The sequence below is a fragment of the Plantibacter sp. VKM Ac-2880 genome (assembly GCF_015351235.1).
Lineage (GTDB): Bacteria > Actinomycetota > Actinomycetes > Actinomycetales > Microbacteriaceae > Plantibacter.
Genome location: NZ_JADKSJ010000001.1, coordinates 1,410,625 through 1,432,968 on the forward strand (window position 1 = coordinate 1,410,625; position 22,344 = coordinate 1,432,968).

22 protein-coding genes and 1 tRNA gene are annotated in these 22,344 nt (G+C 69.4%); 12 read left to right on the top strand and 11 right to left on the bottom strand.

The features are described from left to right. Positions 1-11: 11 nt before the first annotated feature. Entirely contained in the window at positions 12-1,286 is a 1,275-nt protein-coding gene (gene ispD, locus ITJ57_RS06835; RefSeq protein ID WP_194669400.1) for a 2-C-methyl-D-erythritol 4-phosphate cytidylyltransferase, read from the top strand. Between the two features lie 29 nt (positions 1,287-1,315). Here ispD and ITJ57_RS06840 read toward each other — a convergent pair whose 3' ends face one another. Further along, the gene (locus tag ITJ57_RS06840) at positions 1,316-2,434 is read right to left on the bottom strand and encodes a winged helix DNA-binding domain-containing protein (RefSeq protein WP_194669401.1); all 1,119 of its coding nucleotides are present in this window, start codon (positions 2,432-2,434) and stop codon (positions 1,316-1,318) included. 40 nt (positions 2,435-2,474) lie between these two features. Here ITJ57_RS06840 and cysS point away from each other — a divergent pair, with 40 nt between their 5' ends. Continuing rightward, positions 2,475-3,929 (top strand): cysteine--tRNA ligase, encoded by a 1,455-nt coding sequence (cysS, locus tag ITJ57_RS06845; RefSeq protein ID WP_194669402.1) that lies wholly within the window; start codon positions 2,475-2,477, stop codon positions 3,927-3,929. Next, positions 3,919-4,929: a 23S rRNA (guanosine(2251)-2'-O)-methyltransferase RlmB gene (rlmB, locus tag ITJ57_RS06850; protein ID WP_056007749.1), complete on the top strand. Its 1,011-nt coding sequence runs from the start codon at positions 3,919-3,921 to the stop codon at positions 4,927-4,929. Before cysS ends, rlmB begins: the two co-directional genes overlap by 11 nt. A gap of 96 nt (positions 4,930-5,025) precedes the next feature. On the opposite strand, the gene ITJ57_RS06855 is transcribed toward rlmB, so the two are convergent. Both ITJ57_RS06855 and ITJ57_RS06860 read right to left on the bottom strand, forming a co-directional pair. After that, complete coding sequence (locus ITJ57_RS06855; RefSeq protein ID WP_056007745.1) at positions 5,026-6,306, bottom strand: DUF4032 domain-containing protein; 1,281 nt, start codon at positions 6,304-6,306, stop codon at positions 5,026-5,028. A 105-nt stretch (positions 6,307-6,411) separates the two neighbouring features. Further along, on the bottom strand, positions 6,412-7,521 hold the full coding sequence (locus ITJ57_RS06860; RefSeq protein ID WP_056007742.1) for an ABC transporter ATP-binding protein: 1,110 nt from the start codon (positions 7,519-7,521) through the stop codon (positions 6,412-6,414). A 256-nt stretch (positions 7,522-7,777) separates the two neighbouring features. On the opposite strand from ITJ57_RS06860, the gene ITJ57_RS06865 reads away from it, so the two are divergent. The 3 genes from ITJ57_RS06865 to ITJ57_RS06875 all read left to right on the top strand — a co-directional run bounded on the left by ITJ57_RS06865 (position 7,778) and on the right by ITJ57_RS06875 (position 9,870). Further along, positions 7,778-8,737 (top strand): thioredoxin domain-containing protein, encoded by a 960-nt coding sequence (locus ITJ57_RS06865; protein ID WP_056778565.1) that lies wholly within the window; start codon positions 7,778-7,780, stop codon positions 8,735-8,737. Between the two features lie 46 nt (positions 8,738-8,783). Beyond that, a tRNA-Thr gene (locus ITJ57_RS06870) sits at positions 8,784-8,859 on the top strand. Positions 8,860-8,916: 57 nt separating this feature from the next. Then, positions 8,917-9,870: a DMT family transporter gene (locus ITJ57_RS06875; RefSeq protein WP_370582240.1), complete on the top strand. Its 954-nt coding sequence runs from the start codon at positions 8,917-8,919 to the stop codon at positions 9,868-9,870. Between the two features lie 10 nt (positions 9,871-9,880). Here ITJ57_RS06875 and ITJ57_RS06880 read toward each other — a convergent pair whose 3' ends face one another. Together ITJ57_RS06880 and msrB are read right to left on the bottom strand one after the other, a co-directional pair. Then, complete coding sequence (locus ITJ57_RS06880; protein ID WP_194669403.1) at positions 9,881-10,429, bottom strand: nitroreductase family protein; 549 nt, start codon at positions 10,427-10,429, stop codon at positions 9,881-9,883. Next, positions 10,426-10,845 carry a peptide-methionine (R)-S-oxide reductase MsrB gene (msrB, locus tag ITJ57_RS06885; protein WP_194669404.1) on the bottom strand — a complete coding sequence of 140 codons (420 nt, stop codon included), beginning with the start codon at positions 10,843-10,845 and terminating at the stop codon, positions 10,426-10,428. The genes ITJ57_RS06880 and msrB overlap by 4 nt, the downstream gene beginning before the upstream one ends. 223 nt (positions 10,846-11,068) lie before the next feature. On the opposite strand from msrB, the gene ITJ57_RS06890 reads away from it, so the two are divergent. The 4 genes from ITJ57_RS06890 to groL all read left to right on the top strand — a co-directional run bounded on the left by ITJ57_RS06890 (position 11,069) and on the right by groL (position 14,278). Continuing rightward, the gene (locus ITJ57_RS06890) at positions 11,069-11,371 is read left to right on the top strand and encodes a DUF3263 domain-containing protein (RefSeq protein WP_194669405.1); all 303 of its coding nucleotides are present in this window, start codon (positions 11,069-11,071) and stop codon (positions 11,369-11,371) included. Positions 11,372-11,392: 21 nt separating this feature from the next. Then, the gene (locus tag ITJ57_RS06895; RefSeq protein WP_194669406.1) at positions 11,393-11,965 is read left to right on the top strand and encodes a LytR C-terminal domain-containing protein; all 573 of its coding nucleotides are present in this window, start codon (positions 11,393-11,395) and stop codon (positions 11,963-11,965) included. A gap of 285 nt (positions 11,966-12,250) precedes the next feature. Continuing rightward, positions 12,251-12,454 (top strand): cold-shock protein, encoded by a 204-nt coding sequence (locus ITJ57_RS06900; protein ID WP_056007727.1) that lies wholly within the window; start codon positions 12,251-12,253, stop codon positions 12,452-12,454. A 204-nt stretch (positions 12,455-12,658) separates the two neighbouring features. After that, positions 12,659-14,278 (top strand): chaperonin GroEL, encoded by a 1,620-nt coding sequence (gene groL, locus ITJ57_RS06905; protein ID WP_194669407.1) that lies wholly within the window; start codon positions 12,659-12,661, stop codon positions 14,276-14,278. Between the two features lie 120 nt (positions 14,279-14,398). On the opposite strand, the gene ITJ57_RS06910 is transcribed toward groL, so the two are convergent. The 6 genes from ITJ57_RS06910 to ITJ57_RS06935 all read right to left on the bottom strand — a co-directional run bounded on the left by ITJ57_RS06910 (position 14,399) and on the right by ITJ57_RS06935 (position 21,058). Then, positions 14,399-14,689 (bottom strand): WXG100 family type VII secretion target, encoded by a 291-nt coding sequence (locus tag ITJ57_RS06910; RefSeq protein WP_194669408.1) that lies wholly within the window; start codon positions 14,687-14,689, stop codon positions 14,399-14,401. Between the two features lie 150 nt (positions 14,690-14,839). After that, entirely contained in the window at positions 14,840-16,501 is a 1,662-nt protein-coding gene (locus ITJ57_RS06915) for a HAMP domain-containing sensor histidine kinase (RefSeq protein ID WP_194669409.1), read from the bottom strand. 10 nt (positions 16,502-16,511) lie between these two features. After that, positions 16,512-17,201, bottom strand: coding sequence for a response regulator transcription factor (locus ITJ57_RS06920; RefSeq protein WP_056007716.1), 690 nt, complete (start codon positions 17,199-17,201; stop codon positions 16,512-16,514). Positions 17,202-17,247: 46 nt separating this feature from the next. Next, entirely contained in the window at positions 17,248-18,891 is a 1,644-nt protein-coding gene (locus ITJ57_RS06925) for a DNA repair helicase XPB (protein WP_194669410.1), read from the bottom strand. 50 nt (positions 18,892-18,941) lie between these two features. Beyond that, positions 18,942-20,777, bottom strand: a complete 1,836-nt coding sequence (locus ITJ57_RS06930; RefSeq protein WP_194669411.1) for a helicase-associated domain-containing protein — start codon at positions 20,775-20,777, stop codon at positions 18,942-18,944. Between the two features lie 5 nt (positions 20,778-20,782). Further along, the gene (locus ITJ57_RS06935) at positions 20,783-21,058 is read right to left on the bottom strand and encodes a multidrug ABC transporter ATPase (protein WP_194669412.1); all 276 of its coding nucleotides are present in this window, start codon (positions 21,056-21,058) and stop codon (positions 20,783-20,785) included. Between the two features lie 135 nt (positions 21,059-21,193). Between ITJ57_RS06935 and ITJ57_RS06940 the strand changes: the two genes are divergently transcribed. After that, positions 21,194-21,577: a cold-shock protein gene (locus ITJ57_RS06940; protein WP_056007705.1), complete on the top strand. Its 384-nt coding sequence runs from the start codon at positions 21,194-21,196 to the stop codon at positions 21,575-21,577. Beyond that, positions 21,570-22,265, top strand: coding sequence for a DUF3027 domain-containing protein (locus ITJ57_RS06945; protein ID WP_194669413.1), 696 nt, complete (start codon positions 21,570-21,572; stop codon positions 22,263-22,265). The genes ITJ57_RS06940 and ITJ57_RS06945 overlap by 8 nt, the downstream gene beginning before the upstream one ends. Positions 22,266-22,344: the final 79 nt, after the last annotated feature.

Below are 22,344 nucleotides of genomic sequence, written 5' to 3' on the forward strand. Positions count from 1 at the left end.
AGGCTCGGCACATGGCTGCGATCTACGAACCGAGTGCTGCTGCAGAGACGTCCCTGGACGGTCCCGCCGTCGCCGTGATCGTCGTCGCGGCCGGGAGCGGGACGCGGCTCGGTGCCGGGATACCGAAGGCGTTCGTGTCCCTCGCCGGCAGCACCGTGCTCGAACACGCGCTCGCACCGGTCTTCCGGCTCCGAGAGCCCGTGCAGCTCGTCCTCGTCGTGCCGGCAGACCGCGTGGGCGAGGCCGAGACCATCGGGCGGCGGGCGGCCGGTCGTGGCTCCGACCACCTCCGGGTGGTCGTCGGCGGTGAGACGCGACAGGAGTCGGTGCTCAACGGGCTCGCCGCGCTGTGGCCTGGGGTCCGCACCGTGCTCGTCCACGACGCGGCCCGCGCGCTCACGCCGACGGCCCAGTTCGAGCGGGTGATCGAAGCCGCGGCGCGCACCGGCTGGGGCGTCGTGCCCGCGCTCCCGGTCACCGACACGATCAAGCAGGTGGACGCGAGCGCCGTCGTCGAGCGGACGATCGACCGTACCGAGCTGCGGGCCGTCCAGACGCCACAGGCGTTCCCGAGGGACGCACTGGTCGCGGCGTTCCGTGTTGCCGCGGACCGGCTCGCCACCGCGACCGACGATGCGGCCCTCTACGCGGACGCCGGGCATCCGGTCGTGACGGTGGAGGGTTCGGAGGCCGCGTTCAAGATCACCACGCCGTGGGACGCTCAGCGCGCGGAACGGCTGCTGACGGAACCGGCCGCAACCGAAGCCCACGCCGGAGCCGGCGACGCCGACACCGGTTCGACGACGACGCAGCCCGGCCGGATCCGGACCGGCATCGGCATCGACGTCCACGCCTTCGCGGAGGAGGGCGAGCTGCACCTCGCCGGCCTCTCCTGGCCGGGGGAGCGGGCGCTCGCCGGTCACAGCGACGGCGACGCGGTCGCCCACGCGATCGTCGACGCGCTCCTCTCGGCTGCGGGGCTCGGCGACATCGGTTCGATGTTCGGTACCGACGATCCCCGCTTCGCCGGAGCCCGCGGATCGGTCTTCCTCGAAGCGGCGGTCGAACGACTGCGCGCCGCCGGATATGAGGTCGTGAACGTCGCGGTGCAGCTCGTCGGGAACCGCCCTCGCTTCGCGCCCCGCCGCCTCGAGGCGGAGTCCGCGCTGGGTGCGCTCGTGGGCGCGCCGGTCAGCATCGCGGCGACGACGACGGACGCGCTCGGGTTCACGGGTCGTGGCGAGGGTGTGGCCGCCGTGGTGACGGCGCTGATCGAGCGCCGCTGACCACCGGTCGCTGTTCGCGGGCAACCGCGTCAGTCGGAGGCCGTCGGGTCGACGAGTTCGACGGGCATCTCGAGAAACCGTCCGTAGTCCGTGGCCGCGCGGCGGAAGCCGGCTTCGGCGCGTCGGCCGAGCGGGGCGAACGGCTCCGGCGTGATCGTGACGGTCTTCGGCCCGATCCGTCGTCGCCACGTGCCGACGATCCGACCGTCGACGGTGATCATCGGGAGGAAGATGCCGTTGGCCCCCGGGGCGACACGCTCCGCGTACTGGGTGGGAAGCGACAGTCCGCGATCCCGGTAGCCGAGGAGCAGCTCGTCGAATCCGGGCAGGGCCAGGACCGACGGTGCCCCGATGGGTCGAGGGGCCGACACGCCCTCGGTCTCGACGGTCGACCACTGCAGCACACCCTCCAGCTCGCGCGCCTCGACACGGTCACCGGCGATGTCCAGCCCGCGTTTCACCTGGGCGACCGTGAGCTTCGACCACCAGGTGACGTCGGCCACGGTCGCCGGGCCATGACCCGCGAGATACCGGACCATGAACTCGCCGAGGGCTTCGTCGGGTTCGAGTGCTCGCGGTGAGCGGATCCACTCCTCCGTGAGGACGAGCGACTGCTGCTTGCCCGACGGCGGCCCCCAGCAGACGACGCCGCTCATGGCGAGCTCCATGAGCAGGTGGGAGCCGCGTTGCCCGATGATCGGGATGCCCGCTGCCGTGTGGGCGGCCAGCAGCTCGTCTCGACCGGCACGTCGTCCGCCGCCGAGCATCGCCTCGGTGATGTCCCGGGATCGCGCGAAGGTCTCGGCGTCGAGTTCCAGTTGGCGATGGCGTGCGGCGATTGTCGAACGAACCCGGGGGACGGCGAGCCCGAGGATCCAGCCGAGATCCTCGGCGGCGACGAGGTGGAGGGTTCCCCGCATGGGCCAGGACCGCACCACCGATCCGTCTTCGAGGGCGCCCAGCACCTCGGCGAGGGTGGAACCGGGCGAGCGGACGCCGATCGCCCACAGTCCGGAGGCCAGGTCCTGTGCCTGGAGGGCGAGCAGCCGGGACACGACCCCGGCCGGCGACCGCGGCGACCCGCCCTGGAGGAGCTGCGCGCCGAGGCGCGCCTCGAGAACCCGTGGCTCGTCCCGTCCAGTCGTCATGCGACCATCATGCCGCGACGGCGGCGGCTAGTCTGGTCTCGTGGCCCTCCGACTCTACGATTCGAAAACGCAGTCCCTCCGGGACTTCGTGCCGCTCCGCGAAGCCGAGGCGGGGCTGTACGTCTGCGGACCCACGGTGCAGTCCTCGCCGCACATCGGCCACCTGCGCAGCGCGCTCGTCTACGACCAGTTGCGACGCTGGCTGACCGCCTCCGGCTTGCGCGTCACGCTCGTCCGCAACGTCACCGACATCGACGACAAGATCCTGGCGAACGCCGCCGCGGGTTCCGAGGGCGGCTTCGCCTTGCCCGGGGAGGAATGGTGGGCGCTCGCCTACCGGTACGAACTCGAGTTCACCGCCGCCTACCGCGCGCTCGGCATCCTGCCGCCGAGCTACGAGCCGCGAGCCACCGCGAGCATCCCGGAGATGCAGGAGCTCATCGAGCGACTGGTCGACGCCGGGCATGCGTATCCCGCACCGGACGAGTCCGGCGACGTCTACTTCGACACCGCATCGTGGAGCCGGTACGGCGAGCTGACTCGTCAGAGCGCCGAGCACATGGAGGCCGCGACCGACGCCGATCCCCGTGGGAAGCGCGATCCGCGGGACTTCGCGCTGTGGAAGGGCACGAAGCCCGGCGAGCCACGCTCGGCGAGCTGGATGTCGCCCTGGGGAGAAGGCCGTCCCGGCTGGCACATCGAGTGCTCGGCGATGTCGACGAAGTACCTCGGCGAGGAGTTCGACATCCACGGCGGCGGACTCGATCTGCGCTTCCCCCATCACGAGAACGAGCTCGCCCAGTCGAGTGCCGCCGGTGACCCGTTCGCACGGTACTGGTTGCACAACGGTCTGGTCGCGGTGTCCGGCGGGCAGAAGATGTCCAAATCGCTCGGCAACTCCGTCTACGCAGCCGACCTCCTCGCCGAGGCGAGGCCACTGGTCGTGCGGTACTACCTGGGTGCTGCGCAGTACCGCTCCACCCTTGAATTCCACGACGGCGCACTCGCCGAGGCGGAGGCGGCGCTCGGTCGGATCGAGGGCTTCCTGGACCGTTCCCGTCGCGCAGGGCTCCTCGACGAGGCGGACCGCGCACCCGATCGCGCGACGCTCCCGGCCGCGTTCGTCGAGGCGATGGACGACGACCTCAACATCCCCCGCGCCCTGGCGGCACTGCACGAAGCCGTCCGCGTGGGCAATGCCGCCCTCGACCGCGGCGACGATCTCGACGTCGCCCGGGAGAGCAGTGTCGCGGTGCTCGACATGACCCGCGTCCTCGGTATCGACCCGACCGACCCCTCGTGGTCCTCGGGCACCGACCCCATCACTCACCGATCCCTGTCCGCACTCGTCGAGCGCCTGCTCGTCGATCGCGCTGACGCCAGGGTCGCCAAGGACTTCGCAGCGGCCGACCGGATCCGCGACGAACTCACCGCGGCCGGGATCACCATCGAAGACACCCCGTCCGGAGCACATTGGAGTATCAGTGGCAAGTAAGCCTTCCCGCCCGACCGGGCCGAAGAAAGCGAAGAAGGGTCCCACCAAGGGCACCGGTGGCCTCGGCCGCAAGGCGCTCGAAGGTCGTGGGCCGACCCCCAAGGCCGAGGACCGCGCCTGGCACCCCGCCGGCAAGCGGAAGGCCGCGCAGGAGCGCTACGCGGCCTCCGGCGGCACCGGCAAGCCCAAGCAGCCGGCCGGCCAGAACGGACGACCGTCGACGAACGGTCGCACCAAGCAGAAGTCGAGCGACGAGTCCGAGGTCGTGACGGGCCGCAACTCCGTGCTCGAGGCGCTGCGCGCGAAGATCCCGGCCACCACGCTCTACGTCGCGACGCGCATCGAGATGGACGATCGGGTGAAGGAGGCGCTCAGCCTCGCCACCCGCCGCGGCATCCCCGTCCTCGAGGTGATGCGGCCGGAACTCGACCGCATGGCCGGGTTCGACGGCGTCCACCAGGGGCTCGCCATCAAGGTGCCCCCGTACGAGTACGCGCACCCCATGGAGCTGCTCGACCAGGTCATCGCGCGGGGCGAGAACCCGCTGTTCATCGCCCTCGACGGCATCACCGACCCGCGCAACCTGGGTGCGATCATCCGCTCGACGGCCGCGTTCGGCGGGCACGGCGTCATCCTCCCGCAGCGTCGGAGCGTCGGGCTGACCGCCTCGGCGTGGAAGACCTCGGCCGGCGCGGCAGCACGCACACCGGTCGCGATGGCCGCCAACCTCACGCAGACGCTCAAGGCGTTCAAGGAGCGCGGCGTCTTCGTGATCGGCCTCGACGGCGACGGCGACGTATCGCTGCCCGGCCTGGAACTCGCCGACCAGCCGATCCTCGTGGTCGTCGGCAGCGAGGGCAAGGGGCTCTCGCGCCTCGTCACCGAGACGTGCGACGCGGTCGTCTCGATCCCGATCTCGGCTGCGACGGAGTCGCTGAACGCGGGGATCGCGGCGAGCGTGACGCTCTACGAGATCGCGCGTCGACGGAGCGCCGAGTAAGCGGCAGCATCACGACGGTCGGACACGCCGACCGAAGGCCCTGGGAACGGATCACACCGTCCCAGGGCCTTCGGTCGTCCAGCGCTGCGGCGTCGGTCAGACGAGGTCGCGCCAGTCGACCGGGCCGGTCATCGCGGCGGGGATGCTGATCGCTTCGGTGGGCGGCACGATCATCGTCGCCTCGTCGCGACGGTGTCGCAGGACGGTGTTCACATAGGAGCCGACCGCCTCGGCCAGCGGGATGTCGCGGCCCTCGTTCTGCGCGAGGAACCACCGGTGCTCGAGGAGCTGGTGGAAGATCTCCGCCGGCTCGAGCTTGCCGCGGAGCTCGCGCGGGATGGCCTTCACGACGGGCTCGAACACTCGGATAAGCCACTCGTGTGCGGCCATCTCCTCGTCGAAGCCGTCCTTCCCGAACGACGCCGAGTACGCGTCGAGGTCGTTGAGCAGACGCCTGGCCTGGTTCTCCCCAGCGTCGAGGCCCGTGAGCCGGAGGAGCCGACGCTGGTGGTGTCCGGCGTCGACGACCTTCGGCTGGATGCGGACGGTCGAGCCCTCGTCGGTCGTCTTGATCGCGAGCTCCTCGATGTCGAAGCCCAGCTCGTTCAGGCGGTGCACGCGTTCCGTGATCCTCCAGCGCTCGGAGGCGTCGAAGGACTCGGAGCCCGTGAGCTCCTTCCAGAGCGACCGGTAGGCCGCGACGATGCCGTTGCTCACGGTCACGGGGTCGAGCTCGACGTCGGCGCGCCCGCCCGCCTCGAGGTCGAGCAGTTCACCGGCGATGTTCACCCGCGCGATCTCGAGGTCGTTCTCACGCTGCCCGTTGGACAGGCCTCCCTCGTAGAGCTTGCCGGTCTCGGCATCGACGAGGTAGGCGGCGAAGGCCCCCGCATCGCGTCGGAAGAGCGTGTTCGACAGCGAGACGTCGCCCCAGAAGAACCCGACGATGTGCAGGCGGACGAGCAGGACGGCGAGGGCGTCCACCAGACGGGTCGCCGTGTCCGGCCGCAGCGTCCCCTGGAAGAGCGCGCGGTAGGGGAGTGAGAACTTCAGGTGCCGGGTGACCAGGACGCTCGGGAGTTCCCTGCCCTTCCGGTCGGAGCGGTTGGTGATGACCGCCAGCGGGTCGACGCAGGGGATGTCGAGGCGCTGCAGGGTGCGCAGCATGTCGTACTCACCCTTCGCCATCTCGGCGGTGGTCTCCTTGACGGCGATCACGTACCCGGAAAGGTTCGCGAACCGCACCAGATGGCGGGAGATGCCCTTCGGCAGGGACGCGATGGCCTCGTTCGGCCAGTTCTCGAGCGGAAGCTCCCAGGGGAGGTCGAGCAGCGCCGGGTCGACGGTGGCTGCGGTGATGTTCAATGCGCCGGACATGGTGCGATGCGCTCCTCGGGAGGGATCGAGCTGAGGTGGGACAGACGAAAACGACGATGGCCGAGCGATCGGAGACCGACCGCTCGACCATCGTCGGCGGAACTACTAGATCGAGGAGGACACGACCGGCTTGTTGCCGAGGCGCTCACCCGAGGCCGAGTCGAACGCGTGCACGTGGTGCGGCGTCGGCGCGAGGAACACGGTGTCGCCGATGTGGGCGTGGTTGCGGCCGTCGACGCGGGCGACGATGTCGGTGCGCTTGCCGGAGACCTCGGTGTGGCCGTAGAGGTAGCCGTCGGCGCCGAGTTCCTCGACGAGGTCGACGGTCACCTCGATGCCGGAGCCGGAGTTGCTGGAGACGGTGATGTCCTCCGGGCGCACGCCGACCGTGACGTTCTTGGACGGGGCGGCGTCGGTGATCTCGCGCTCCACCGGGATGATGAATCCTCCGAGCTTGATGCCGCCGTCGGCGATCTCACCCTCGAAGAGGTTCATGGCGGGGCTGCCGATGAAGCCGGCGACGAACACGTTGTTCGGCTTCTCGTACAGGTCGCGAGGCGTGCCGACCTGCTGCAGGATGCCGTCCTTCAGGACCGCGATCCGGTCGCCCATGGTGAGCGCCTCGGTCTGGTCGTGGGTGACGTAGACCGTGGTGACGCCGAGGCGACGCTGGAGCGACGCGATCTGGGTGCGGGTCTGGACGCGGAGCTTGGCGTCGAGGTTCGACAGCGGCTCGTCCATGAGGAAGACCTGCGGCTGACGGACGATGGCGCGGCCCATCGCGACACGCTGACGCTGACCACCGGAGAGCGCCTTCGGCTTGCGGGTCAGGTAGTCCTCGAGGTCGAGGAGCTTCGCGGCTTCGAGGACGCGGGTGGCGCGCTCCTCCTTGCCGACGCCGGCGATCTTGAGCGCGAAGCCCATGTTCTCGGCGACGGTCATGTGCGGGTAGAGCGCGTAGTTCTGGAACACCATCGCGATGTCGCGGTCCTTCGGCGGCACGTCGGTGACGTCGCGGTCGCCGATGAAGATGTGGCCGTCGTTGACCTCTTCGAGGCCGGCGAGCATGCGGAGCGAGGTGGACTTGCCGCAGCCGGACGGGCCGACGAGGACGAGGAATTCGCCGTCGGCGACCTCGAGGTTCAGCTTGTCGACCGCGGGGCGGGTGCCGCCCGGGTAGAAACGGGTTGCATTGTCGAACGTCACAGACGCCATGGTTGTTCTCCTTCACCGGCAGGTACGTGCCGGACGATCCGTTGTGAATGGACGCGAGCCCGCCGACGATGGCCGACTCGCCGTTCCAGTATGCCATGGGCCCGTGGGAATGGAAGGGTGACCGGCGGATCGGTCTCTCGGCGGACGCACAGCGTCCTCCCTGCCTGGTTTGGGCCTCTCCCAGGCGGCAGGTCTACGATTGCTCTGTTTGGCGCTGCTGGGTCTACGTAGCGCAATCCCCCCGAAACGAGGATCAATGTCTGGCGCTGGATCGCAGAACCGACCGACGAAGAACGAACGCCGCGACGCGGCCCGCGAGAAGGCACGTGTGCTGCGCGAGCAGCAGAAGCGGCGCGACCGCCGCAACCGCGTGCTGCTGCAGGGCGGTATCGTGCTCGGTGCGCTCGCGATCGTCGCCGCCGTGGCGATCATCATCGTGACGTCGATCAAGCCGGCCGGCCCCGTCCCGACGGCTGCGCAGAACGACGGGTTCACCGTCGGCGCCGGTCTACAGTTGGTCGGCGCACCCGCTGACGCCCCCACTCCCACGCCGACCGCCACCGACGCGGCCGAGCCTGCACCGGCCGAGACGCCGGCCGCCACGGAGACCCCGACGGCCGAGGGCGTCGAGATCTCCGTGTACCAGGACTTCCTGTGCCCCTACTGCGGTCAGTTCGAGACCACGAACGCTGAACAGGTCAAGGGATGGCTCGAGGCCGGAGCGGCGACCTACACGGTGCACCCGCTCGCCACGCTGAGCAACCTGTCGCTCGGGACGCAGTACTCGCTGCGCGCCTCGAACGCTGCGGCCTGTGTCGCGCAGTACTCGCCGAACGACTTCTTCTCCTTCAACACCGCGCTGTTCGAGAACCAGCCCAAGGAGAACACCGAAGGCCTGACCGACAAGGAGCTGAAGTCCATCGCGAAGGGTGTCATCTCCGGTGGTGAGAAGAAGATCAACGCCTGCATCGACGACGGCACCTACAAGTCCTGGGTGAAGGACTCGACCGACCGCGCCCGGAGTGGCCCGCTGCCCGGCACCGACGTCGCGAAGGTCGAGGGGACGCCCACCATCCTGGTGAACGGCAAGCAGTACACCGGTTCGCTCACCGACGCCGAGCAGTTCGCCGCGTTCGTGCTCGCCGTGTCCAGCGAGAGCTACTCGACCGACACCCCGTCGCCGAGCCCGAGCGAGTCGCCCGCGACCAACGGCTGATCCGCCGCCATCGTAGGATGGTCGAGACCGGGGTCCGCCCCTGTCGGCCGACGTGGCGCAATTGGTAGCGCAACGCTCTTGTAAAGCGTAGGTTACGGGTTCAAGTCCCGTCGTCGGCTCCAACGGAGAACCGCCCGTCAGCCCTGCTGGCGGGCGGTTCCGTGTGAAAGGAACCGTTCGTGAACCGCATCCCAGCATCGCTCGCCCTCCTGATCGCCGTGGTCAGTGGCGCGTTCATCGCCGTCCAGGCGCGCTTGAACGGCGAGCTCGGCGCGCGGCTCGGCGACGGCTTCACCGCTGCCGCGATCTCCTTCGGTGGTGGGCTGATCATCTTGAGCATCGGGCTGGCCGTCTCCCGAACGGGGCGGAGAGGCCTGTCGACCGTCGCGACGGCGGTGCGTCGTCGCGAGATGCCATGGTGGACGGTCCTCGGCGGGTGCGCAGGCGCGTTCCTCGTGCTGTCGCAGGGGCTCACCGCGGCAGCGCTCGGGGTGGCCCTGTTCACCGTGGCGGTCGTCGCCGGCCAGACCGCGAGCGGCCTCGTGCTCGACCGCATCGGCTTCGGGCCCGGGGGCGTCGTCGGGTTCACCGTGCAGCGCGTCCTCGGGGCGGTCGTCGCCCTCGTCGCCGTCGGCGTCGCGGTCTCGGGCGAGCTCGGCGGGAGCATCCCGCTCGGTCTGCTCGTCCTGCCGCTGCTCGCCGGGATCGGGATCGGCTGGCAGCAGGCAGTCAACGGGCGGGTGAAGATGCGAGCGCAGAGCACGCTCGCCGCGACGTTCATCAACTTCATCGTCGGAACCGTCGTGCTCGTCGTGGCCGCGGTGCTGCACGCGCTGTTCGTCGCACCGCCAGGAGCGTTGCCGGGGGAGTGGTGGCTCTACCTCGGCGGACCGATCGGCTGCGTCTTCATCGCCGTGGCGGCGTTCCTCGTGCAGCACACCGGTGTGCTCATCCTCGGGCTCGGGACGGTCGCCGGCCAGACGCTGAGCGCGCTCGCCCTCGACGTCTTCCTGCCGACCGACGACGGGGGCGTCCACGTGTCCACCGTCGTCGGCACCCTGCTCGCGTTCGTAGCGGTGGCGATCGCGTCGGCTCGGTTCCGCCGTCGACCCGCCGCTCGGGCCGGCGCTTGAGCCGAGCGGATCAGGGCATCCGGCTGAAGTGCGCCTTGGCGTTGATCGTCTTCCTGCGTCCGGTCCGGCCGTTCCCCGGCTTGCCGCCGACGTAGAGCCACCCGAGGAGCTCCTCGCCCTTCTGCAGGCGGTGCGCCTTCCGGACGGCCTTCGTGCGCGTCGCGCCGCCGGTCCGCCAGAACACGCCCCATCCGGCGTCGTCGAGGAGCAGGCTGATCATGTGAGCGACACCCGAGGCCACGGCCTCCTGCTCCCAGGCGGCGACCTTCGACTTCTTCACGCTCACGACGACCGCAAGCAAAAGGGGAGCGCGAAGCGGCTTCGTCGAGGGCTTCGAGTCGCCGTCCGCCTTCGCGAGCGCCCGGCCCAGCTTCACCCGGTCGTCACCCCGGAGGGCGATGACCCGCCAGGGGCGCAGGGCTCCGTGATCGGCCACGCGGCCGGCGGCGGCGAGGATCTCCAGCAGCTCCTCGTCGCTCGGGGCGACGTCGGTGACCTTCGACCACGAACGCCGTCCGGCGACGGCTGCGAGGACCGGGCTCTCGACGGGCTCCGTCACTCCGTCGGCTCAGCGGTGCCGGCTGCTGCGAAGTTGAGCGCGATGGAGTTCATGCAGTAGCGGTCTCCGGTAGGGGTCCCGAAGCCGTCGTCGAAGACGTGCCCCAGGTGCGATCCGCAGGAGGCGCAACGCACCTCGGTGCGGACCATGCCGAGGGTGCGGTCTTCGATCAGCTGGACCGCATCGGGGTTCACGGACTCGTAGAAGCTCGGCCAGCCACAGCCGGAGTCGAACTTCGTCCCGCTCTTGAAGAGTTCGGCGTTGCAGGCGGCACAGGTGTACAGGCCGGCGCGCGACTCGTCGAGGAGCTCACCCGTCCAGGCTCGCTCGGTCGCCGCTCCGCGGAGGACCTGGTACTGCTCGGGCGTGAGTTCCTCGCGCCACTGCTCGTCGGTCTTCGACACGTCGTACGTCATGCTGCTCCATTCGTTCTCGGTCATCCTACGCGCGGGGCCGCGTCGTACCTGCGGCCTCCGACTTGCAACTCAACACTGGGGAGCCGCTGATCCTTCCCGGTGAACGTGCCTCCTCGCCGGAGCGGATGCGACTCGGTGCCGCTCCGCTGAATAGACTGAGGAATCGTCCGGGCGGAGCCCTCCCGGACACACGGCACGGTACCGATCAGGAGGGGGATCGAGCATGCAGCCTGCATCGCACACGCCCGACGGCGGCGACGCGTCGGCCCCCGCCCCAGGCCTCACTGAGCGCGAACGCGAGATCCTCGAGTTCGAGTCCCATTGGATGCGCCACGTCGGGGCGAAGGAGGCCGCCATCCGCGACCGCTTCGCGCTCTCGCCGACCCGCTACTATCAACTGCTCGGCGTGCTCATCGACTCGCCGTCCGCTCTCGCCCACGACCCCATGCTGATCAAGCGGCTGCAGCGCACCCGCGACGCCCGACTCTCGGCTCGAGGAGCTTCGGCTCCGCGTGCCGACGGCTGAGCAGCCCACGGAGAACACACCATGGCTGAATCCTTCCCGCCCGACCGCTTCGACGAGGTCCCGGACCTCAAGCGCGTCGGTGCGCACCGTGCACCGGCGCCGAAGGGGCGTGGCTGGATCGCCTTCCTGGTCGCCGTCGTGGCGACGTTGGTCCTCGTCGGCATCGGCACCTTCGCCCTGTTCGGGTTGAACGACCGCATCGACTTCTTCGGCGGGGCGCCCAGCCCGAGTGCGACGGCGACGCCCACGCCGACGCCGACCGAGGTGCCTCCCGTGGTCGATCCCGCAGCCAGCATCCTCGTCTTGAACGGGACGCCGACCGAGGGTCTGGCCGCCTCGGCGGCGGCCGCGATCGCGGCCGCCGGGTTCACCCAACAGATCCCGACGAGCGACGCGAGTACCGAGGACGTCACGGCGAGTGGCGTCTACTACCAGGACCCCTCGCAGGAGGGCGTGGCACGCGCCATCGCGAACGCGCTCGGCGGCATCCCGATCCAGATCACGGACCAGTACGCGATCCCGGTCGAGGAGGGCGAGGCGCCCGTCCTCCGTATCGTCGTCGTGGTCGGCGCCGACTACCAGCCGGCCGCCTGAACGCAGCGTCGACCGGGCCGCGCAAGCTCCCCGGACCGGGCTGTGTTTCCGGGGTGTTTCCTCCATGTTGAGTTGTCGTAATACTCCGCGACGATTGTCGATTTCGGGGTGATCCGGGACACCGCCCCGGATTAGTATCTGGAATTGGCCGCTCATCCCGTCCCGTCTCGACTCGCCCCTGAGTCCGTTTTGGCGCAGGGTGGCCGCCGGGGTCCCGACTCCGGACGGCAGGTCCGGGTTCGGCAGCAGCCGACGCCTGTGAGCACGCAGCAATGGGAGTATGAAATGGCGAACGGAACCGTCAAGTGGTTCAACGCTGAGAAGGGCTTCGGCTTCATCACGGTCGACGAGGGTGGACAGGACGTCTTCGTCCACTACTCGGCGATCGACATGAGCGGCTACAAGTCCTTGGAAGAGGGCCAGGCGGTCGTCTTCGAGGTCGGCACCGGAGCGAAGGGGCCCCAGGCCGAGGCCGTCCGATTGGCATAAGCACCCATCGGACACGGGATTCCCGCGACGCCGCCCACTCCGGTGGGCGGCGTCGTTCGTCGTCTCAGGGCCGTTCCCGGGAGTTCGCTCAGGGCGCTGGTGCTCACTTGCACTCCCACCCCCTGAGTGCCAGAATCGACTTAGCACTCGTACTCATTGAGTGCTAAAAACGTTCATGACGTCCGGGAGGGACGAAAAACACACATGGCTAAGATCATTGCTTTCGACGAGGAGGCCCGTCGCGGCCTCGAGCGTGGACTGAACATTCTTGCTGACACGGTCAAGGTCACCCTTGGGCCGCGCGGTCGCAACGTCGTCCTCGAGAAGAAGTGGGGCGCCCCCACGATCACCAACGACGGCGTGTCCATCGCCAAGGAGATCGAACTCGACGACCCGTACGAGAAGATCGGCGCGGAGCTCGTCAAGGAGGTCGCCAAGAAGACTGACGACGTGGCCGGCGACGGCACCACCACCGCCACCGTGCTGGCTCAGGCACTCGTGCGCGAGGGCCTCCGCAACGTCGCCGCAGGCGCCGACCCCATCAGCCTCAAGCGCGGCATCGAGAAGGCCGTCGAGGCCGTCACGGCCGAGCTCATCGCCAACGCGAAGGAGGTGGAGACCAAGGAGGAGATCGCTGCGACCGCTTCCATCTCCGCCGGCGACACCACCATCGGCGAGATCATCGCCGAGGCGATCGACAAGGTCGGCAAGGAAGGCGTCGTCACCGTCGAGGAGTCGAACACCTTCGGCACCGAGCTCGAGCTCACGGAGGGCATGCGCTTCGACAAGGGCTACCTGTCGCAGTACTTCGTGACCGACCCCGACCGCCAGGAAGCGGTGTTCGAGGACCCCTACATCCTCATCGCCAACCAGAAGATCTCCGCGATCAAGGACCTCCTGCCGATCGTCGACCAGGTCATCCAGTCGGGCAAGCAGCTCCTCATCATCGCCGAGGACGTCGACGGCGAAGCACTCGCGACCCTCGTCGTGAACAAGATCCGTGGCATCTTCAAGTCCGTCGCCGTCAAGGCTCCGGGCTTCGGCGACCGCCGCAAGGCGCAGCTGCAGGACATCGCCATCCTCACCGGTGGTCAGGTCATCTCCGAGGAGGTCGGCCTCAAGCTCGAGACCGTCACCCTCGACCTCCTCGGCCGCGCCCGCAAGGTCGTCATCACCAAGGATGAGACCACCATCGTCGAGGGTGCCGGCGACGCCGAGGCCATCGCCGGTCGTGTGTCGCAGATCCGCAAGGAGATCGACAACACGGACAGCGACTACGACCGTGAGAAGCTCCAGGAGCGTCTCGCCAAGCTCGCGGGCGGTGTCGCGGTCATCAAGGCCGGTGCAGCGACCGAGGTCGAGCTCAAGGAGCGCAAGCACCGCATCGAGGACGCCGTCCGCAACGCGAAGGCTGCCGTCGAAGAGGGCATCGTCGCCGGTGGTGGCGTGGCGCTGATCCAGGCCGGCAAGACCGCCTTCGAGAAGCTCGAGCTCGTCGGAGACGAAGCGACCGGCGCGAACATCGTCAAGGTCGCCATCGACGCTCCGCTCAAGCAGATCGCGCTGAACGCGGGCCTCGAGCCCGGTGTCGTGGCCGACAAGGTCCGCAACCTGCCCGTCGGACACGGCCTCAACGCCGCGACCGGCGAGTACGTCGACATGCTCGCCGCCGGCATCAACGACCCGGTGAAGGTCACGCGCTCCGCGCTGCTCAACGCAGCGTCGATCGCCGGCCTGTTCCTCACCACCGAGGCCGTCGTCGCCGACAAGCCGGAGAAGAACCCGGCTCCGGCCGGTGACCCGACCGGTGGCATGGACTTCTAGTCCGACAGCAACACACGCGCAGGGCGTCTCCTTCGGGAGGCGCCCTGCGTCGTTGTTCCCAACCGGAGCCCGGCCCGGCCCGGGAGAGGGTGCCCCGGGCCGGACGGCCCCGGGCGTCGATCAACCGCTGAACATGCTCGCGTTCGCCCGCTCGATCTCCGCGTACTGCGTGCCCGCCACGGAGAGCGCCCGGCTGATCTCGCTGAGGTTCTCCTCGACCTGCCGTTGCGTGCCGCGCCAACGCTCCACGACGCCGTGGAAGGCCGCCGCTGCGGCACCGGTCCACTGACCGTCGAGAGCGGCGAGCTGGGTGTGCAGGCGGGCGACTTCGTTCTGGATCTGCTCGATCGTGACGCGTGCCGCGGTGGAGGCGCGTTCGACCGCGTCGCTGTCGACCTGGAAGGTGGCCATGGGAACTCCGTTCGTCCGGGCGGTGCCTGTCACCGCCGTTACCGAGACGCTAGGAGTTCAGCTCACGCCACCGGTTCGACGACCGCCGTTCCGACGCTCAGGCACCAGCGCAGCGGCCCTGTGGAGTGGTGTCGACAGCGGTCGGGTGGATCAGGCCGGCGGGCCGGCGATGACGACCGGAGCCGTCGCGGCGGTCGGCGCCAGCGGCAGGATGACGCGGAACGTCGCGCCACCTCCCGGTGTCTCCGTCACGTCGACCGTGCCGCCGTGCGCAGCGACGATCGAGGCGACGATCGCCAAGCCGAGCCCGCTACCACCGGTCTCCCGCGTCCGCGAGCTGTCCGCGCGCCAGAAGCGCTGGAAGATCTTCTCGCGGATCTGCGGGGGGATGCCCTCCCCGTGATCGACGATGGCGATGCTGGCCGTGCCGGCGCGCGCGTCCGTACCGACGGCGAGCTCGATGGGGCTTTCGTCAGGCGTGAAGCGGAGGGCGTTGCCGATCAGGTTCGTGACGACCTGGCGGATCTTGTTCTCCTCGCCGAGGACGATCGGCGGGACGGCCAGGGTCAGTGGTTCGGCGACCGGCTTCGCATCGGGGGCGACGGCCTCGCCGGACGGTTTCGGTCGGCGACGGAAACGGTTGAAGGTCGCACCGAAGATCGGGCCGGTCGCACCGGCCGGAGGCGGCGTCTCGGCGGCAGCGGACGTCTCGCCGCCCTGCTCAGCGGTCAGCTGCTCCAGGGACATCATCCGCTCGTCGCGGACGACCCGGACCGTCCGTCCCGGTGCCTGAGCCGTGGTGTCGAGGGCCGCGTCGCGCGCGACCGGGAGGAGGTCGACCGGCGCGACGTTCAGCGGGCGGGTCTCGTCGAGACGCGCGAGCTGGAGGAGGTCCTCGACGAGTGCACCCATCCGGATCGCCTCCTTCTCGATGCGCTCCATCGCCTGGGCGACGTCCTGCGGGGTCTGCAGGGCGCCCATGCGGTACAGCTCGGCGTAGCCGCGGACCGAGACGAGCGGGGTGCGCAGTTCGTGGCTGGCGTCGCCGACGAAGTTGCGCATCTGCTCGATGGTCTTCCCGCGGTCGGAGTAGGCGCGGTCGATCCGGGCGAGCATGGTGTTGAGGGAGCGGCTGAGACGCCCGACCTCGGTGTTGGGCGTGGACCCGGCCAACCGCTGGCTGAAGTCACCGTCCGCGAAGGCCGCAGCCGTGCGTTCCACCTGCCGGAGCGGCTCGAAGGTACCGGTCACCAACCACCGCGTCAGCAGCGCGCCCACGACGATGATGAGGACGCCGAGGACGAAGAAGATGGTGAGGTAGGTGGCGATCGTGTTGTCCGTGCCCTGCATGGAGATCGCGACCCAGGCCGCTCCCGTCCGGAACCCGTCGAGGGTGACCGGGACGGACACGGCGTGGTAGACGATCGTGCCACTCGAGTTGGTGGTCGTGTAGACCTGGTTGCCACTCGCCGCGACGTCGTTCGCACTGAGGTGCGCCGGATGCTCTGGCGCGATGCTGTCGTCCCAGCCGGAGGAGGCCCGGAGTTCACCGTTCGTGTCGTAGACCGCGACGAACAGCGTCGAGGGTGCGTCCAGCTGGAGCTGGCCGTCCTCGGAGATCTCGCCGACGATCTTGCCCTTCGCAGCCGTCAACAGGCTGTCGTTCGCCTGCTGGGTCAGCACCTCTTTGAGGAGGGGCGTCGTGCCCATCCCGGCGACGAGCAGACCGAACGCGAGCACGAGCACCGTCACCCCGGTGATCTTCGTCCGGAGGGAGACGCTGCTCCACCAGGTGGACAGGGAATCGGCCATCGGGTGGGGGCTACGCCTTCCCGGCCTTGAGCATGTAGCCGAATCCGCGCTTGGTCTGGATGAGCGGCTCACTCGAGAACTGGTCGAGCTTGCGCCGCAGGTAGGAGATGTAGCTCTCGACGATGCCGGCGTCGCCGTTGAAGTCGTACTCCCAGACGTGGTCGAGGATCTGTGCCTTCGAGAGGACCCGGTTGGGGTTCAGCATGAGGTACCTGAGGAGCTTGAACTCCGTCGGGCTGAGGTCGATCGGGGTGTCGCCGACGAGGACCTCGTGCGTGTCCTGGTCCATCGTCAGTTCGCCGGTGCGGATGACCGCATCCTCGTCGGCCTGCATCGTGCGGCGCAGGATGGCCTTGATGCGGGCGACGATCTCGTCGAGGCTGAACGGCTTGGTGACGTAGTCGTCGCCGCCGACGGTGAGCCCGGTGATCTTGTCCTCGGTGTCGTCCTTCGCGGTGAGGAAGAGGATCGGGGCGGTGTAGCCCGCACTGCGGAGCCGCTTGGTCACGCCGAAGCCGTTCATGTCCGGGAGCATGACGTCCAGGATGATGAGGTCGGGTTCCTCCTCGAGCACCGCGGAGATGGCGGCGGCACCGTTGCCCACGGCTCGCACGGCGAATCCGGCGAAACGCAGGCTGGTGGTGAGGAGGTCGCGGATGTTCGGTTCGTCGTCGACGATGAGGATGCGGGGTCCGGTCATGACACCATTATCTGCACGTTTCTTGAGAGTTTTCTGAGAGCGAGGATCACGCGGTCTGGAGGGCGTGCGCGTCGAGGATCGTGTAGCTGTAGCCCTGCTCTGCGAGGAAGCGCTGCCGGTTCTGGGCGAACTCCTGATCGACCGTGTCGCGGGAGACGAGGGTATAGAAACTCGCCGTGAGCCCGGAGGACTTCGGGCGCAGCAGGCGCCCGAGCCGCTGCGCCTCCTCCTGGCGTGAACCGAAGGAGCCGGAGACCTGGATGGCGACCGTGGCCTCGGGCAGGTCCACCGAGAAGTTCGCGACCTTCGACACCACGAGGACCTGTTCGGTGCCGTCCCGGAACGCCTGGTAGAGCCGTTCGCGTTCGTCGACCGGGGTGGCTCCCGTCAGCTTCGGGGCCCCCAAGGTCTCGGCGAGTTCCTCGATCTGGTCGAGGTACTGCCCGATGACGAGGATCTGCTCCCCGCGGTGACGCTCGACCAGCTGTCGGACGACGTCGAGCTTGGCGGGCGCGGTCGCCGCGAGGCGGTACCGCTCGTCGTCGGCAGACGCCGCATAGGTGAGCCGGTCGGCCTGGGGGAGGTCGACGCGGACCTCGAAGCAGGCGGCGGGGGAGATGAAGCCCTGCGCCTCGATCTCCTTCCACGGGGCGTCGAACCGCTTCGGCCCGATGAGCGAGAACACGTCGCCCTCGCGGCCGTCCTCGCGGATCAGGGTCGCCGTCAGGCCGAGTCGGCGCCGGGCCTGCAACTCTGCCGTGAGCTTGAAGACCGGAGCCGGCAGCAGGTGCACCTCGTCGTAGACCACGAGTCCCCAGTCCATGGCGTCGAGCAGGGCGAGATGCGCGTACTCGCCCTTCCGCTTGGCGGTGAGGATCTGGTACGTCGCGATCGTGACCGGTTTGACCTCCTTCACCTGCCCGGAGTACTCGCCGATCTCCTCGGCGGTGAGGGAGGTGCGCTTCAACAGCTCATCGCGCCACTGCCGGGCGGACACCGTGTTCGTCACGAGGATGAGGGTGTTGGTGGAGGCCTCCGCCATCGCACCGGCACCCACGAGCGTCTTCCCGGCACCGCAGGGGAGCACCACGACGCCGGAGCCGCCGGAGAAGAAGTTGTCCACCGCCTGCTGCTGATAGTCGCGCAGGTGCCAACCGTCCTCGACCAGGTCGATCTGGTGTGGCGTCCCGGCGGTGTACCCCGCCAGGTCCTCAGCGGGCCACCCGAGCTTCACCAGCTCCTGTTTGAGCGCGCCACGGGCCCAGGGCTCCACGAGGAAGGTGTCGGGGCTCGGATGCCCGATGAGCAGGGGGGCGATGCGTTTGGCACCGGCCACCTCCGTCAGGATCGGGAGGTCGGTCGAGCGGAGGACGAGTTCGCCGTCCTCCGAGCGTTCGATCACGAGGCGGCCGTACCGGTTGACCGTCTCCCGCATGTCGATGGTCACCGAGGCGGGGATGGAGAACTTCGAGTAGCGCTCCAGCGTCTCGATCATCTGATCCGCGTCGTGCCCGGCCGCTCTCGCGTTCCACAGACCGAGACGCGTGATCCGGTAGGTGTGGATGTGCTCGGGCGCGCGCTCGAGCTCCGCGAACACGGAGAGATCGTGGCGGGCGTCCTCGGCGAGCGGGTGGGCGACCTCCAGCAGGACGGTGCGGTCGCTTTGGACGATCAGTGGTCCATCAGACATAACGGTCGAGTCTACCGGCGGATTCGGCAGGGAACCCCCGTGAGGGCACGTCAACCGGCGACCCGCACCTCCGTGATCATGGCCAACGGCAGGGTCCGCTCGACGTCCGCCGCCCGGTCGAGCCCGCGGAGGCGGCCCCCGGCGAGACTCACCGGCTCGATCGTGAAGGTCGACCGGCGCTCGCCGTGCTGGAGTCGGACGGTCACCGGGGTGTGGTCGCGCACGGCGACCTCCAGTTGCTTCGCCAGCCACGCGGTGCTCGTGTCGCCGAGGTCGTCGGCTCGCAGCCGGGACACCAGATCGGGCGCCGGTGCCGAGGTGGCGGCTGTCGAGGCCGCCCGGATGAGCGGTTGTCGCCGGATGCGGAGGGGGGCTCCGTGGTCGTCCTCGGCCACGACCGGGTAGCGGGCGTCGTGGAGCGCCCAGTAGACGGTGGCAGCATCGCTCCGGCTCGTGAGCCGGTTGGGGTCGCTCGGCCGGAGTCCGAGCGCGACGAGGCTCTGGTCGACGGACACCGCCGCGATCAATCCGGCGTCCTCGGAGCGGACGTAGCTGCTGCGCCCGGGATCGGCCGACGCGTCTGCGGAAGCTCGGATCGTGCCGACCCGGACGAGGCCGAACCGCGATTCGGCCTCGGAGACGAGGTAGCGCAACGGTTGCGGGACACCGGTCAGCGAGATGGACTCGAGGTAGTCGAGGAGGCCGGCAGCTGTATCACCGTCGGCGAGGGCGCGCGTGATGCTCTCGGGGGTGATGCGGTATCTCGACGCCTGGGCGCGTCCCTCCGGTTCGGCGAGCGATCTGAGTCGCACGTCGAGTTCGGCGGTCGGGGGGCCGAGGGCGATGACGGTGAGGTCGTCTTGGAGCACGACCTGGGACACCTCCGCCGGCAGCATCGACGCGAGCAGCGCCGCAGCGCCGTCCGGGTCACCCGCGATGAGGAGTCGACCGAAGCCGCTCGTGACGCCGCCGGCGGTGACACCGAGCAGGTCCGCCACCGCCTCGACCGCGCCGGCCGGGGTGGTGACGGCCTCTCCGGCCAGGGGATACCACCAGCTGAGCTCCTCGACGAGATCGGTGGCGCCGCGACCGTAGGCGGCGAGGATGCGCTCTCGGAGGGCGGCCGGGATCGCCTCCAACCAGGCCGTGGCGAGCCGCGACCACCGCTCCGACGTCGTCGACGCGAGCCAGTCCTCGCCCCCCTCGCTCAGTCGGATCGCGGCGCCGGCGGCGACGGTCAGCCCGGCGTCCGATGCCACGGACAGGGCGAGTTCGATCTGTTCCGGGGTGCTCGCGGCCGCGGCGGCGAGCCGCTTGAGGTCGGGCATCGACGGCGCACCTCGGCCGAGGAGTCGTGCGGGTTCGCGGTCGAGTTCGTGGAGGCTCTCGCCGATGATGCCGACGGCCCCGGCCGCCCGTTCGCTCGCCAACGCATCCGTGTCGGGCGACGTGGGGGTCGGCGCCGGCGCGGGTGGGTCGGAGATCTCCTGCAGCTGGGCTCGGGACGGCTCGCCCGCAGCCGCCCACCCGTCGAACACCGACTCGACCGCGCGGACGGCTCTGATCGAGCCCTCGTCGTCGACCACGATCAGGACGGCGTCCTCCAGTCGCGCGACGGCGGCCTCCACCTCGGGTACCGAGCGGCCGAGCCGCGCAGCGAGCGACGGGCGATCCGATCCAACCGACGCGGCGGCGAGGACCGCGAGGGTGTCGCGATCGAGGAGGGCCATCCGGCGTGCGACGCTCGCATCGTCCAGCAGGGCCTCGGCGAGGTCGAAGAAGTCGCCGATGCGCGCCGTGGAGGTCTTTCGGTCGGCCAGCAGACCGCGCAACGCGTCGTCCGGGAGGTCCCGGAGGCGGCGCGCGATCGCGAAGGCCTCGCCCATGGTGGTCAGCGCGTCGACGGTCCGCGCGATTCGCGGGACCGGCGCACGGCTCCCATGATGATGAGCGTGATCAGCATCAGGAACGCTATCGGGAGCCCGACGAGGGGCAGGATCGTGACGACCGGCCACGCACCGACGGCGAAATCGCCCTGCTCGACTCCGCTGGCGGTACCGACCATGACCGCGACGAAGGCGGCGATCGAGACGGCGACGATCGTCACGACCATGAAGGCTAGGATCCGTTCGGGACGCGAGATGCTCGGCGTCTGCTCATCAGTCACGATCCCAGGATAGAGGCACGCGGCTGCTGCACCGAATAGGCTGGGGGCCGAGGACCGATGGTCCTCTCGATCGTGCTTCCTGCGCGATCACCGCACGGCGCTGCATTTCTGCGCACGACACACAGCGAGGTTCCCATGCCCACCGGCAAGGTCAAGTTCTACGACGAGGAGAAGGGCTTCGGCTTCATCAGCTCCGATGACGGCCAGGAGGTCTTCCTGCACGCTTCCGCACTGCCCGCGGGCACGGCCGGCGTGAAGCCGGGGACGCGGCTCGAGTTCGGCATCGCCGATGGGAAGCGCGGCGCTCAGGCGCTCTCCGTCCGCGTCCTCGAGGCACCGCCCAGCCTCGTCAAGCTCAAGCGCAAGCCCGCCGACGACATGGCGATCATCGTCGAGGACCTCGTGAAGCTCCTCGACGGCATCGGCGGCGACTTGCGACGCGGCAAGTACCCGAACAGCGGACACAGCAAGAAGATCGCTGCCGTCCTGCGCAAGGTCGCGGACGAACTGGATGCGTGACGCGGAGGACCAGGTCTCAGGCGAAGAGGTGACGGTCTCCGACGACACGCTCGGGGGATCCGAGCCCATCGCCGCGCCCGCGGAGGATGGGTCGGCGGCGTCCGAGGACGACGGAACGGCGCCACCGCCGGTGCCCGATGAGACGCTGATCGCGGCCGTCGCGTTGGCTCGCGAGGCGCTGCAGTCGATCACGCCGGCGAGCACGGTCGGCGAACCCGCAGGACATGTCGTGGTCGACGACCACGTGGTCTCGCTGCTGTTCGCGAACACGATGCCGGGCTACCCCGGCTGGTTCTGGACGGTCACCCTGTCGCGGACGTCCGACGACGCCGAGCCGAACGTCCTCGAGACGGAGCTCATGCCCGGCGACGGCGCGTTGCTCGCGCCGCAGTGGGTGCCGTGGTCGGAGCGACTCGCGGACTACCGGGCGGCTCAGGAGGCGGCGGCCGCGGCGGCTGCCGACGAGGCGCTCGACGACAGCGACGAGGCGGACGAGTTCGACGACGAGGACGACGTCGCCCTGTCCGGAGACCCACGCGATCGGGATCGTGACGGCATCGAACTCGAGTACGACGACGAGAGCGACGATGCGGATGAGGACGACGAATCCGAGGACGACGAGTCGGACGACGACGATGACGACGAGTCCGACGAGTCCGACGACGACGATCGGTTCGAGGACGAGTAGTCCGCACCCGCACCCCGACAGACGAACGGGCGGTCGACCCCAGTGGGGGCGACCGCCCGTTCGGCGTTCAGGCTCGACG